The organism is Brevibacterium sp. 1718, assembly GCF_051131255.1.
In the GTDB taxonomy this organism is placed as follows: domain Bacteria; phylum Actinomycetota; class Actinomycetes; order Actinomycetales; family Brevibacteriaceae; genus Brevibacterium; species Brevibacterium sediminis.
Genome location: NZ_CP186550.1, coordinates 49974 through 63268, shown reverse-complemented (window position 1 = coordinate 63268; position 13295 = coordinate 49974). Strand labels below are relative to the sequence as shown.

Below are 13295 nucleotides of genomic sequence, written 5' to 3'. Positions count from 1 at the left end.
GAAGAAGCCCCTCACCTTGACCCTGACGGGACCCGGTGAGGGGCTTCTCGTTCGCCGTGCGCGAGGGGGGACTTGAACCCCCACGACCTTGCGGCCACTGGCACCTGAAGCCAGCGCGTCTACCAATTCCGCCACTCGCGCGAACAAGGTAAAACTCTAGCATCGGAGACGGCGAAACTGAAAACCGAGGAAGCCGAATCGAGGCAAACGTGTCCACCTTCACATTTTCGCCCCGCGCGGTCACTCACGCTGTGTCGCCCGCGCGGACCACGTCCATTCCGCACGGTCACTCATCGCGCATTCCACGCGGCCACTCATCTTCGCCCTTTGCAGTCAAACGCGCTCGACCCTCGCAGCCCCACGTCCTCAGCCTTCCCAGCGCCCGCCCTCGCCGCACACGGCCCCACCCGCTCGCCCCGCACTCACCCTGCGCGGCCACACACGCTCGCCCCGCACACAGACCCACCGGCACCGCGTGCACTGCCTCGATCTTCCCTGGACGCGCGCAGGGAATCCCGGCACAGCTCCGCCCCGCGAACACGCGTGACGTGAGTTGAGAGCCTCACCGCGTTAGGATTGGGTGTTGATGTGCCCAGAGTGCACGTGATCAGGACCACCTGGTCAGAGCACTCAAAGACGCTAGGCGAAGAGTTCGTCCGGCAACGGCAACACCTGATGAGGAGGTGCCATGGGGTTACTCGATCGCTTCGAGAAGGGGCTGGAGAACGTCGTCAACGGCGCCTTCGCCAAGGCTTTCAGATCCCAGGTCGAACCCGTCGAGCTCGCCGGAGCCCTGCGCCGTGAGGCCGACAACAAAGCCGCCGTGGTCTCCCGCGGTCGCACTCTGACGGCCAACCACTACGTCATCGAGCTCTCGCAGACCGACCACGACCGACTCTCCGGCCTCGAGTCCGAACTGCGCTCCGATCTGCGCCAGGTCGTCGGCGACCACGCCGTCGAACAGGCCTACAGCTTCGTCGGTCCCGTCTCCGTCGAATTCGCTCTCGCCGACGACCTCGACACGGGAATGTACCGCGTCGTGTCCTCGACTCAGCGCCCCGACGGATCCCCCGCCGCTCAGCCGGCCAACCGCGGCGGCTACGACCCGATCTCACGGGCGAATCCGATCGTCGGCGAGTCCCCGAACTCCGGTTCCCGGCCCGCGACCCCGCGCCGCACCCCCGAACCTGCCCGTTCGGCTCCGACCCCCGCCGCGACCTCGCGACCGAACCCTGCCGCCCGGCCCGCACCCGCGCGCTCAATCGAAGCCAGCGTCACCATCGACGGTCGCACGCAGATGCTGCGCCAGGGCACGAACACCTTCGGCCGATCCTCGTCGAGTTCGGACTTCGTCATCGACGATCCCGGCGTCTCACGACGTCACTTCGAGATCGTCGTCGAAGGCGACCGTGCCGTGGCCAATGACCTCGGTTCGACGAACGGCACGCTTCTGCACGGACGCAAACTGACATCGGCGACCCTGTCCGACGGTGATGTCCTCCTCGCCGGAGAGGCCGAGGTCCACTACAACGAGCGGGATGCCCAGTGAGCGAATTCACCGTCACCGTCTTCCGGTTGGCATTCTTCGTCATCCTCTGGCTCTTCGTCCTCGGAGTCGCTGGAGTCCTCCGCCGCGACATCTTCGGCCCCCGGAAGGCCCGCGCCGGAACGAAAGCTCGCCGAGGCGGCTCCAAGTCCGCCCCGCCGCCACCGTCGCGTCCGGCTCCCGCACCTCGTCCGGCGGCCGCCCCGGTCGCCCACGCCCATCCGGGCACCATCCGCATCACCGACGGCCCCTTGGCCGGGCAGACGCTGATGCTCTCGGGAGCGCCAGTGACCTTCGGCCGAGCCCCCGACAACACGATCATCATCAATGACGACTTCGCTTCCAGCCATCATGCGCGGATCTCGGCGAAGAACGGAGCCTGGATGCTCGAAGACCTCGGGTCGACGAACGGCACCATCGTCGACGGCTCGCGCATGACCGGGCCCATCCAGTTGGCCATCGGCACCCGGATCACCATCGGACATACGACCCTGGAGACCCAATCGTGACGACCGGCGGTACCATCACTCTCCGTTCGGCAGCCCGGTCTCATACCGGGCTGGTTCGTAAGAACAACCAGGACTCCGGCTACGCGGGACCCAATTTCCTGCTCATCGCCGACGGAATGGGCGGTCACGCCGGCGGAGACGTCGCCTCGGCGATCACCGTGTCCCGCTTGGCCGAACTCGATCACGAGCCCGGAGGCGAGGACGCCCTCGAAATCCTGCGGACCTCGATCCTCGAGGCCAATGACCGCATCTGCCGCGGCGTCGGCGAGCAGCCCGAACTCGCCGGAATGGGCACCACCGTCACCGCGGTGCTGCGCGCCCCCGGCAATCGCTTCGCTCTCGCCCATATCGGCGACTCCCGCGGCTATGTGCTCCGCGACGACAGACTCCAGCCGATCACCCACGACCACACGTTCGTGCAGATGCTCGTGGATGAGGGCCGGATCACCGCTGAGGAGGCCGAGACCCACCCGCAGCGCTCGGTCGTGATGAAGGTCCTCGGCGACGTCGGGGCCTCCCCCGACCTCGACCTGTCCCTGCGTGAGGCCCAGGTCGGCGACCGTTGGATGCTGTGCTCGGACGGTCTGACCGGATTCGCCGATATCGACGACATCACCCGCGTGCTCAAAGAAGTGGCCGACCCCGACGAGGCCTGCCGTCAGCTCATCGACCTGGCGCTGGCCGGGGGCGGAGCCGACAATGTCACCGTCGTCGTCGGCGATGTCCTCGAAGGCGAAGTCGAGACCACCGAAGGCGTGTCCGTCGGCTCCGTCCACCTCAACCCCCGCTACGCCGCGATCGGTGCGAACCCTGATGCCGAGGCGGCCGTGGACACCGAAGCCCATGCGACCTTCGCCGAGGATGACGTGTCCGCCGACACCGCCCCGATCCAGACCGTGGACGGCGAGGACGTCGAAGCACGGGACGGAACCACTCAGCAGCTGCGGACGAACACCGCGGCAGACGAGGAGGCCGACCTCGACGATGAGGACGAGAAAAGGTCCTACCTCGGATGGATCATCACCGCCATCGTGATCGTCGCGCTGGCCGTCGGCGGATTCTTCGCCTTTAACTACGTCAGCCACCAGTACTATGTCGCCGACGACGACGGCAAGGTCTCCCTCTACCGCGGTCTCGACACGACGCTCGGGCCCATCGAACTCAGCCGCCTCGTCGACACCACGGACATCGAGGTCGGCAGCCTCAACAGCTACTCCCAGGACCGTCTGCGCGGATCGATTCCCGCCGGGTCACGCGATGAGGCCGATCGCATCATCGACAATCTGCGCAAGGAATCCGATCGCTCCTCCGGCATGTCCGGCGATGTCGAGGACTCGACGAGTCCGAGCGACCCGGCCCCCTCACCTCCGGATTCGAAGTCTGCCGACCCCAGTGACGCCATCACCCGGGAGTCGCAGTGATGAACCAGGCTCCCTCGCAGACCGCGCGCCCCAGAACCTACCGGTTGGCCGAGCTCGGTCTCCTGATCCTGGCTATTGTCGTTGCCACTAGCTCTTACGCCCTGGTTGGACTCGGCGTCGAAGGCACGATCCCGGCCAACGTCTACGGTTATGCCGCATGGCTGGCCGTGCTCGGCATCGCCATACACATCGTCGTCTGGATCAAGGCGAAATACGCCGATCCGGTGCTCGTGCCGATCGCGGTGCTGCTCAACGGCCTCGGCCTGGCTATGATCTACCGCGTCGACCTCGGCCGCGATGAGTACCTCGGTTCAGGCATGACTCAGCTCATCTGGACATCTCTGGGCGTCGTCCTGGCCGGCCTGATCGTCATCTTCCTGAAAGACCACCGCCTGCTGAGGCGATACACGTACATCTCCGGGATGGCTGGTCTTGTCCTGCTGCTTCTGCCCCTAGTGCCCGGCCTCGGTTCTGAACACTACGGGGCGAGGATCTGGATCAAGGTTCCGCTCTTCGGGTCATTCCAGCCCGGCGAGGTCTCGAAGATTCTGCTGACTATATTCTTCGCCGGCTACCTGGTCAGCTACAAGGATCAGCTAGTCGCGGCCGGAAAGAAGTTCCTTGGCATCCAATGGCCGCGCCTGCGTGACTTGGGGCCGATTGTGACCGCCTGGGTTGCCAGTGTCGGTGTGCTCGTCTTCGAACGCGACCTCGGCACCTCGCTGCTCTTCTTCGGACTATTCGTCGCGATGCTGTATGTGGCCACCTCCAAGGCCTCGTGGATCATCCTCGGTCTCGGCTTCTTCGCAGCCGGAGCGGTCCTCGCCAGCCTCTACTTCACGCACGTCCAGCAGCGCATCGATGGCTGGCTCAATGCTCTGACTCCCGAGGTCTATAACAAAGAAGTCGGTGGGTCGTACCAACTCGTGCAGGGTCTGTTCGGCATGTCCAATGGTGGACTCATCGGCACCGGTTTAGGCGAAGGACGCCCAAATATGGTGCCCTTCGCGGAGTCCGACTTCATCTACGCAGCCTTCGGTGAGGAGATCGGCCTGGCCGGGCTCTTCGTCATCCTGCTGTGCTACCTGTTCATCTTCCAGCGCGGAATCCGCACCGCTCAGCAGCTGCGTGACGGCTTCGGCACTCTGCTGGCCACGGGCCTGTCGTTCACGATCGCCCTGCAGGTCTTCGTCGTCGTCGGCGGCGTCACGCGCCTCATCCCGCTGACGGGTCTGACCACGCCGTTCCTCGCACAGGGCGGTTCCTCGCTCATCGCGAACTGGATGATCGTCGGCCTGCTGCTGCGGATCTCGGACAATGCCAGGCGCCCCGTGGAGGAATTCCACACCGGAGTGCTCAGAATCACCGAGGATCCCGAACCCGTTCCCGCGGGTGCTCACGCCAACGACACGGCCGCCTCGGCGCGCACCGTCGACGAGGATGCCCCCACGACGAACCTGCCGCCAGCGGATTCCCGCGTGTTCGACGACGAAGCCCCGACCACGAATCTGCCACCCGCGGGCGCACGGCCCCGCGGCCAGGCACCGAACGACACCGATGCCACCGACCAACGACCCACTGGAGGTGAACGATGAAGAAGCCATTGACGCATATCGCCGTCGTCGGATTCGTCATGTTCGCGCTCCTGTTCGGGTCGACGAGCTGGGTGCAGTACGTAACTGCGGATTCGCTGAACAACAATCCGCTGAACAACCGGCGGATTCTCGACCAGCTGGCTCGTGATCGCGGTCCGATCCTCGTCGACGGCACACCGATCGCCTATTCGGAACCCGTCGACGACAAGTACAAGTACCAGCGCAAATACGGTTCGGACAACCTCGATCCGCGCGCCTACGCCTCGCTGACCGGCTACTATTCCGTCGTGTCCGGCGCCTCGGGGATGGAGCGCGCCTCCGGCGATTACCTCTCCGGCGATTCCGACGCCCTGTTCTATGACAAGGTCGGCAGCTTCTTCACCGGTGAGCAGCCGCGCGGCGCCGCCGTCGAGCTGACGATCGACCCGAAGGTGCAGCAGGCTGCGTGGGACGGTCTGGGCAACCAGAACGGCGCCGCCGTGGCTCTCGACCCGAAGACCGGGAAGATCCTGGCCATGGCCTCGACCCCGGGCTGGGACCCCAATGCTCTGGCCAGCCACGACTCGACCGAAGCCAGCCAAGCCTTCAAGAACCTCGAAGCCGCCGACGGAAAGCCCGCCTACAACCGCGCTATCGGCGGCAACCTGTACCCGCCCGGCTCGACGTTCAAGGTCCTCGTCGCCGCGGCCGCCCTGGAATCCGGCGACTACGAGCCCGATTCCCAGCTCAACGGACCCGCCACGCTCGATCTGCCGCAGACGACGGCGACGATCGGCAACTCGCATCCCGGTGCCTGCCGCAACGGGGGCAAGCCGACCCTGGCCGATTCGCTGGCCGAATCCTGCAACACCTCATTCGCCTCCTTGGGAATGGATCTCGGAGAAGACGCAATCGCGAAGCAGGCCGAGAAGTTCGGCTTCGGCGAGGATCTCGAGATCCCTCTCAATGTCACCCCGTCCTCGTTCCCGTCCGACCTCAATCCGCCGCAGCTGGCTCAGTCCTCGCTCGGTCAGTACGAAGTCAGGTCGACTCCGCTGCAGATGGCGATGATGACCGCAGGAATCGCCAACGGCGGCAAGATGATGAAGCCCCAGCTCGTCGACAGGGTGCTCAATGCGAACACCCTCGAGCCGATCTCCGAGACCCGCCCGAGCCAGATGTCCCGGCCCGTGTCCGGAGATACGGCCGACAAGCTCACCGACATGATGACCGGTGTGGTCGAGAACGGCACCGCCTCGGTGGCGAAGATGGGCGACACGAAGGTCGCAGCGAAGACCGGCACCGCCCAGCACGCCAAGGGCGCGGCACCCCATGCCTGGTTCATCTCCTTCGCCCCCGCCGACGACCCTCAGGTCGCGGTCGCGGTCGTAGTCGAGAACGGTGGAAACGCGGGCAACGAAGCTTATGGTGCGACGGTCGCAGGGCCGATCGCGAAGAACATGATGGAAGCGGTGGTCGAGAAATGAGACCCGTCGAAGGCACCCTGTTGGGCAACCGTTACAAACTCACCTCCCGCATCGCCGTCGGCGGCATGGGCGAGGTCTGGAAGGGTGTGGACTCCGTGCTCGGCCGCGAGGTCGCGGCGAAGATCCTCAAGGACGAGTACCTCTCCGAATCGACCTTCCTCGCCCGGTTCCGTGCCGAAGCCCAGAACATGGGCCGAGTCTCCGACCCGGGAATCGCCGGCGTCTACGACTACGGTGACGAGCAGGGTTCGCCCTACCTCGTCATGGAATACGTGCCCGGTGAGGCTCTGTCGGCCATCATCGAGCGCAGTGCTCCCCTGTCCGAGACCGATACGCTCTCCATCGTCACGCAGGCCGCTCAGGCCCTCGGTGCCGCACACAAGGTGGGCGTCATCCACCGTGACATCAAGCCCGGCAACATCCTCATGACCCCGGACTTCCGGGTCAAGATCACGGACTTCGGCATCGCCCGAGTCACCGATCAGGCACCGCTGACGAAGACCGGGCAGGTCATGGGCACCGCCCAGTACCTCGCCCCCGAACAGGCCACCGGAAAGGGTTCGGGACCTGGTTCCGACCTCTATGCACTGGGCATCATCGCCTATGAGGCCCTGGCCGGTCAGCGTCCCTTCACCGGAGACTCGCAGGTGGCCATCGCCATCGCCCAGGTCAATCAGCAGCATCCGCCGCTGCCGGACACGGTCTCCGAACCGCTGCGCCGCTTCGTCGACTGCCTGCTGGAGAAGAAGCCCGAACGCCGTCCCTCGGACGCGTTCAAGGTCGCTAAGGCCGCCGAGGCGCTCTCGGCCGGGGACATCGCCGGGGCCGAGGAGCTCGTGCCGCAGATGCGCCACGGAGCCGCGGCGTCCGAAGCTCTGACCCAGGTCTTCAACAACCCGGAGCCGGCAGCCACGACGAAGACCCTGCCCGTCACCTCCTCGAACGATGCGACCCAGGTGTACCCGAACGGTGCCGCCTCCGGAATCGTCGGCGCTGGTGCCGCCGGTGCCGGAGCAGCTGCGGCGAATACGGGACAGATCGATCCCAACGATCCGCAGAATCAGGATCTGGAGAAGGACAAGCAGTCGAACAAGGGCCGGGTCCTCATCTGGATCCTTGCGATCATCGCCCTCATCGCGGTCGGTTCCCTGCTGTGGTTCTTCCTCGGCGGAGGCAATGCCGAACCCGAACCGGAGCCATCGACCTCGGCGCCCACCTCGGAGGCGGCGAAGACGATCGAGATCGATAAGAACGATTACATCGGACTCACGGAATCCTCGGCGACGCAGAACCTCGAGAACAAGGGACTCGAGGTCGAGACGACCGACATCAACTCGGACCGGGCAGCCGGAACCGTTGCGGACGTCGGCGAGGGCGACAACGGTTACACCTTCGAAGAGGGTGACACCGTGACCCTCTACATCTCCGCCGGCCCCGCCGAGCAGCCCGAAGAGCCGGCCTCGGACTCCGGATCCGATTCGGGTCTGGGCAATGACTCGGAGTCGAGCTCGGATTCCGGTTCCTCATCCGATTCGCAGGATCAGGGTTCGAACTCCGGTGACAACGGCTCGTCCTCCGATCAGGACTCCTCGAGCTCGTCGAGTTCGTCGTCGGACTCCGAGACCTCGAGCGAATCGGACTCCTCATCGTCGACGGACACGTCAGGCGAGTCGGATACCGCGAGCTCCGGCGATTCGGCCGACACCTCCGGCGGCTCCAACCCGAACAGCGGCAATAACGGAGCGGGCAGTAATTCCGGCTCGGCGAGCAGCTCGGAGGCCGGCGGCAACCAGAACGGAAACAACGGCAATGACTAGACAGTGATCGATACAGAGCAGCGATTACGAGAAGCGAAGAGTTTGAGATACTGAAACTCGACCCGGTTCAGGTGAGAATGAAGCCTGAAGCTCGGGTGAGACAAGCGGAGGACATACATGAGTGAACCCAAGGTGCTGTCGGGGCGTTACGAAGTTCGTGCGCTCCTCGGCCGTGGGGGCATGGCAGAAGTGCATGAGGGCGTCGACAATCGTCTCGGCCGTCGCGTGGCCATCAAACTTCTGCGCTCCGATCTCGCCCGCGATCCGTCGTTCCACACCCGCCTCAAGCGCGAGGCCCAGTCCGCGGCCGGTCTCAACCATCCCGGAATCGTCTCCGTCTACGATTCGGGTGAAGAGGAATTCGTCGAATCCGGCGGCTCGTCGGTGTCCGTTCCGTTCATCGTCATGGAATACGTCGAGGGCCAGACCCTGCGCGAAGTCCTCAATGAGCACGGCACACTCACCGTCGACGAGGCACTCAACGTCATCGCCGGGGTCCTGGCTCCGCTCGAATACTCCCACCGCAACGGCATCGTCCACCGCGACATCAAACCCGCGAACGTCATGCTCACCCCTGAGGGTGACATCAAGGTCATGGACTTCGGCATCGCCCGGGCGCTCAAGGACAATTCGGGACTGACGCAGACCCAGTCGGTGGTGGGCACCGCCCAGTACCTCTCCCCCGAGCAGGCCCGCGGCGAAGTCGTCGACGCCCGTTCCGACCTGTACTCGACCGCCTGCCTGCTCTACGAGCTGCTGGTCGGTCGTCCCCCGTTCGTCGGCGATTCCCAGTTGGCCGTGGCCTACCAGCACGTGGGAGAGACTCCGCAGCCGCCGAGCTTCTATAACTCGAACATCCCACCGGCCGTCGACCGGCTCCTCCTCCACGCTCTGCTCAAGGACCGCGACGCCCGCTACCAGGACGCCTACACCTTCCGCGAGGACGTGCTCGCCGCCCGCGACGGCCGTCCCATGAGCTTCGAGGACGATGTCGAGGCCACGCAGGCGTATCCGATGATGGCCCCGCCCATGACCGCTCCGATGGCTCATGCCAACGAGGCCGAGCCCACTCCCGAAACCGGGCCGGTATCGGCGATCATGACCAATCAGGAGGAGCGTCCTCCGCAGAAGCGGTCGCGCGCCTGGGTCTGGATCGGCAGCATCTTCGTCCTCCTCGCCCTGGCCGCCGTGGCCCTGTGGGTGTACGAGATCAACAAGCCGCCGGAGGTCATCGAGGTTCAGGTCACGGATGTGGCGAACATGGACGCCGATGAGGCCGAATCCGCGCTCATCCAACAGGGCCTGCGAGTCGACCGCGACGAGAAATACAGCGCAGAGGTCGATGAGGGCAAGGCGATCGAAACCGACCCGCCGGGCGGTCAGACCGTGGAGAAGGACAGCGTCGTCAAGCTGATCATCTCCTCGGGCCCCGAGTCCGTGAAGGTCCCCGACGTCTCCGGCAAGACCGAGGAGGAGGCGCGGAAGATCATCAACGACGCGAAGCTGCAGGCCGGCACCCATATCCCCCAGAATTCCCCGGACGTTGAGAAGGGCGTCGTCATCGAGACCAAACCCGGCGACGGTCAGGAAGTCGACGTCGATTCGAATGTCGATCTCGTCGTATCCTCTGGCATGGTCGAGGTCCCCGATGTCACCGGCCAGAGCGCCGAGGAGGCCTGCAAGACCCTCGAGGGCGATGAGTACCAGCTCAAGTGCAAGACCGAAGAGGTCGAGACCGCTGACCACGATGAGAAGAAGGTCTTCGAACAGTCCGCGACCGGCGGAAGCGACGTCAAGCAGGGCTCGGAGATCACCGTGAAGGTGGCCAAGAAGCCACCGGAGCCGGAGCCGTCGCCGTCGATCCCGTCGGTCCCCGGTGGAATCCCGACCGCTCCCGGCGACGACGGCGGAGACAACGGAGACGAAGGCGATAAGGACAAGAAGGACAAGGATTCGATGGGCGGAGGGCTCTTCGACAACTGGTCCGAAGGCATCATCGGCAACTGAGCTCTCAGCGCACAGCGGCCGGGTCAGTCATCGACTGACCCGGCCGCTGTCGTCTCCGGTGTGTGTCTGTGGACGTCGGTGACGCCGTTCCTCACTCCAAGGTGAGGAACAGATCGGTGCGCATATCGGCGGGATCCGCCTCGGGGCTGGGTTCGGTGACATAGAGTTCGATGAACGGCAGTCCCGGACGATGCCCGGCCGCCACCGCGTCCTTGAGCAGCTGCGCCCAGGATTCCCCGAGGCCATCGTATCCGCCGAGGTGGCTGCGCACGGCCATGGAGCCGCCGGGCAGCTCCGCGGGGATGACGATATGACCGCCGGCGATCGGCTGCGCATTCGTCAGCCCCGCCGAGGTGGGGATCCCGACCTGCAGATCCACCGTTTCGCTCGGCTGTCGAGTGTAGAGGGCGAAGGCCGGTCCCGCGGGTTCGAGGCCCGCTTCGGAGAGCACGGGGAAGAGACCGGAGAACGTGGCATCGAAGAGTTCCGGCAGGTCTGACATGTGCACTTCACGCGCCTCGACGACCGCCGCCGGAGTGGCAGGGACCTCGATGACGGTGAGTTCGGTGAACGGTTCGTCGCGCAGATAGGTCGGTTCTGACATCGTCGGTGTCTCCTGTTCGTCGGCAGTGCACGGCTCCTGAGGCCATGCACGGATCCCGGCGCGGATTCGGATCATCTGAGCACAGGGATCACTGTGCTCACGATCATAACGATGAGCCGCCTCGGCGAGAACCCTGAGAACAGGGATCGGCGGGAATTCTCAGGCGATCGCGGTCGCCAGCGGCGACATGCCTGCCGCCGCCTGGGCGGCGCCTTCGAGACCGCACACCTCGAGCCAGTTGCCGAGCATGAGGTATCCGTGTTCTGTGAGCACGGACTCGGGGTGGAACTGGACGCCGAACATGGGCTTCTCCCGGTGTTCGATGGCCATGACGATGCCGTCGTCGGTGCGGGCGGTGACGGCGAACTTCTCGAGGTCGAGGGTCTCGTCGACGATCGCCAGCGAATGGTAGCGGGTAACTGTCAGCGGACTCGGGCAGCCGAAGAAGATGCCTTCGCCGTCGTGGGTGATGACCGAGGTCTTGCCGTGCATGAGCACGGGAGAATGGGTGACCTCGGCGCCGAACACCTCGCCGAGTGCCTGATGGCCCAGGCAGACGCCGAACACGGGCATGCCAGCTGTCTCCGCCCAGGACAGAAGGGGCGGGCAGACCCCGGACTCAGCGGGCACGCCGGGGCCCGGGGACAGGAGCACGCCGTCGTAGGTGCTCACGGTCTCCGCGATCGCGGAGGCGGAGATGTCGTCGTTGCGGACGACGTCAACATCCGCGCCGAGCTCACGCAGATAGGACACGAGCGTGTAGACGAAGCTGTCATAGTTGTCGATGACGAGGATCTTTGTCATTGTCCGCCTTCGGTCACTGTGGCGTTGTTGAAGGGCATGTACGGGGCGATCACGGGGAAGACGTACTGCATGAGCAGGAGGACGACCGCCGCGATGAGGATGAGGGCGAGGATGAGCTTGACCACCCAGTTGCCCGGGAGGATCCGCCAGATGAATGCGTACATATCAGGCACCGCCGTTCTTGCTGACCTTGTCATAGGCCTTCGAGTCCTTGATGTTGTCCGGTGCTCCGTCGCTGGCCGGCGTCCAGTCCGTGAGTTCGGCGTAGGCGACGTAGCGTTCCCGGGCGGAGAACATCGGGTTGCAGGCCGTCATCGTCAGGATCCGGTCCTTGCCCTTGAAGTCGGGTGCGTCGGGCACGGGCGAGAGCACTTCGACGGCGTCGGGGAGGATGATGTCGAAGTTGCGGAAGGTGTAGGTGTAGAAGCCGTCCTTCGTCTGGACGATGATCTCATCGCCCGGGCGCAGGTTCGCGATCTGGTTGAGCGGCTTGCCGTAGGTCACGCGGTGGCCGGCGATGGAGAAGTTCCCGACTTCGCCCGGCATCGCCGAGTTCGGGTAGCGGCCCACGCCCATCCGGTTGAGCACGGGTTCGAGATCGACGCCCTCGGCGACGGTGCGGTAGTAGTCGTCGCCGAAGCGCGGGATGTAGAAGATGCCGAAGGCCTCGTTCTTGCCCACGGGATCGGAGACCACGGGCTCGTCCGGGTCATCGGGCAGCTCGTTCGGATCCTGGTTCGCCCAGTCCTGAGTGAGTTCGTCGGCGAGCACTTCGTTGTCGCGGTTGGCCTGGATGTCCGTCCACCACAGCTGCCAGACGACGAAGAGGATGAGGACGAGACCGGCCGTGATGCACAGTTCGCCGAAGGTGCGCACGGTCCCGCGGATCGGACCGAGCGGTTCCTTCTCCACGGGCTGACGTCGCCGCTGACGGCGGGTCTGAGGCCGGCCCTGCGGTTGAGGTGCGGCCTGAGGTTGGTGTTGATCTTCGCCGAGGTGGCCATGCGTCTGCGGTCCACCGTGACCCTGCGGGACCGCGGGCATGGCCTGGGTGGCCTGAGCGTGCGTCGAATGGGGCTGTTCGTAGACGGGCGGGGCGTCGGAGTAGACGGCGGTCGGTTCGCCCTGGGCCGCAGCGGCTTCGGCTTCCCTGCGTCGCAGCTCGCGTCGGCTGGGCAGCGGCTGATCGCCGCCGGCACCGGAACCACCTGCAGACTGATCGGCGGAGTGACCGAGCTGCTGGTCACCGTAGTCAGATGGAGCCTGCCGTCTCTGAGCAGGACGGATAGTGGGTCGCGAGGGCGGATTCACGCCCGGCTCGTTACCCGAGGAGGAACTATTCACCACTTCTGCTCCGTGACTGTCACTGCATTGTCGGGGGCCGTCGAAGAAGACAGGCGGGGACACCCCTATGCACTTTATCCTATGAGAATCATCGTCCGGGGCGCGCTCGGGGCGCTTTCAGGGTAGTCGGAGTTTTTCACTGTGACCCCCGCCCCGAGTAGACTGGTCTGCGATCGTCCCCA

At 65.2% G+C, this 13295-nt stretch carries 11 protein-coding genes and 1 tRNA gene; 7 read left to right on the top strand and 5 right to left on the bottom strand.

What is annotated here, in order from left to right; all coding sequences use genetic code 11:
- Positions 1-57: 57 nt before the first annotated feature.
- Positions 58-141 (bottom strand) — tRNA-Leu (locus ACOZ9V_RS00275).
- 547 nt (positions 142-688) lie between these two features.
- Between ACOZ9V_RS00275 and ACOZ9V_RS00270 the strand changes: the two genes are divergently transcribed.
- The 7 genes from ACOZ9V_RS00270 (at position 689) to pknB (ending at position 10361) form a co-directional block, all read left to right on the top strand.
- A complete protein-coding gene (locus ACOZ9V_RS00270; protein ID WP_181271195.1) occupies positions 689-1549 on the top strand; it encodes a DUF3662 and FHA domain-containing protein in 861 nt (286 codons plus the stop codon).
- The gene (locus ACOZ9V_RS00265) at positions 1546-2055 is read left to right on the top strand and encodes an FHA domain-containing protein FhaB/FipA (RefSeq protein ID WP_181271196.1); all 510 of its coding nucleotides are present in this window, start codon (positions 1546-1548) and stop codon (positions 2053-2055) included. Before ACOZ9V_RS00270 ends, ACOZ9V_RS00265 begins: the two co-directional genes overlap by 4 nt.
- On the top strand, positions 2052-3476 hold the full coding sequence (locus ACOZ9V_RS00260) for a protein phosphatase 2C domain-containing protein (protein ID WP_181271197.1): 1425 nt from the start codon (positions 2052-2054) through the stop codon (positions 3474-3476). The genes ACOZ9V_RS00265 and ACOZ9V_RS00260 overlap by 4 nt, the downstream gene beginning before the upstream one ends.
- The gene (locus tag ACOZ9V_RS00255; protein WP_181271198.1) at positions 3476-5071 is read left to right on the top strand and encodes an FtsW/RodA/SpoVE family cell cycle protein; all 1596 of its coding nucleotides are present in this window, start codon (positions 3476-3478) and stop codon (positions 5069-5071) included. Before ACOZ9V_RS00260 ends, ACOZ9V_RS00255 begins: the two co-directional genes overlap by 1 nt.
- The gene (locus ACOZ9V_RS00250; RefSeq protein WP_139909578.1) at positions 5068-6537 is read left to right on the top strand and encodes a peptidoglycan D,D-transpeptidase FtsI family protein; all 1470 of its coding nucleotides are present in this window, start codon (positions 5068-5070) and stop codon (positions 6535-6537) included. The genes ACOZ9V_RS00255 and ACOZ9V_RS00250 overlap by 4 nt, the downstream gene beginning before the upstream one ends.
- On the top strand, positions 6534-8354 hold the full coding sequence (locus ACOZ9V_RS00245) for a protein kinase domain-containing protein (protein ID WP_181271199.1): 1821 nt from the start codon (positions 6534-6536) through the stop codon (positions 8352-8354). The genes ACOZ9V_RS00250 and ACOZ9V_RS00245 overlap by 4 nt, the downstream gene beginning before the upstream one ends.
- Positions 8355-8471: 117 nt before the next feature.
- On the top strand, positions 8472-10361 hold the full coding sequence (gene pknB / locus ACOZ9V_RS00240) for a Stk1 family PASTA domain-containing Ser/Thr kinase (RefSeq protein ID WP_181271200.1): 1890 nt from the start codon (positions 8472-8474) through the stop codon (positions 10359-10361).
- A 91-nt stretch (positions 10362-10452) separates the two neighbouring features.
- Here the strand turns inward: pknB and ACOZ9V_RS00235 are convergent, their stop codons facing one another.
- From ACOZ9V_RS00235 to ACOZ9V_RS00220, 4 genes are all read right to left on the bottom strand, one after another.
- The gene (locus ACOZ9V_RS00235; protein WP_139467643.1) at positions 10453-10965 is read right to left on the bottom strand and encodes a GyrI-like domain-containing protein; all 513 of its coding nucleotides are present in this window, start codon (positions 10963-10965) and stop codon (positions 10453-10455) included.
- A 159-nt stretch (positions 10966-11124) separates the two neighbouring features.
- Positions 11125-11769 (bottom strand): anthranilate synthase component II, encoded by a 645-nt coding sequence (locus tag ACOZ9V_RS00230; RefSeq protein ID WP_181271201.1) that lies wholly within the window; start codon positions 11767-11769, stop codon positions 11125-11127.
- Entirely contained in the window at positions 11766-11933 is a 168-nt protein-coding gene (locus ACOZ9V_RS00225; RefSeq protein ID WP_167443994.1) for a hypothetical protein, read from the bottom strand. Before ACOZ9V_RS00225 ends, ACOZ9V_RS00230 begins: the two co-directional genes overlap by 4 nt.
- Position 11934: 1 nt before the next feature.
- Positions 11935-13080 carry a class E sortase gene (locus ACOZ9V_RS00220; protein WP_229664021.1) on the bottom strand — a complete coding sequence of 382 codons (1146 nt, stop codon included), beginning with the start codon at positions 13078-13080 and terminating at the stop codon, positions 11935-11937.
- Positions 13081-13295: the final 215 nt, after the last annotated feature.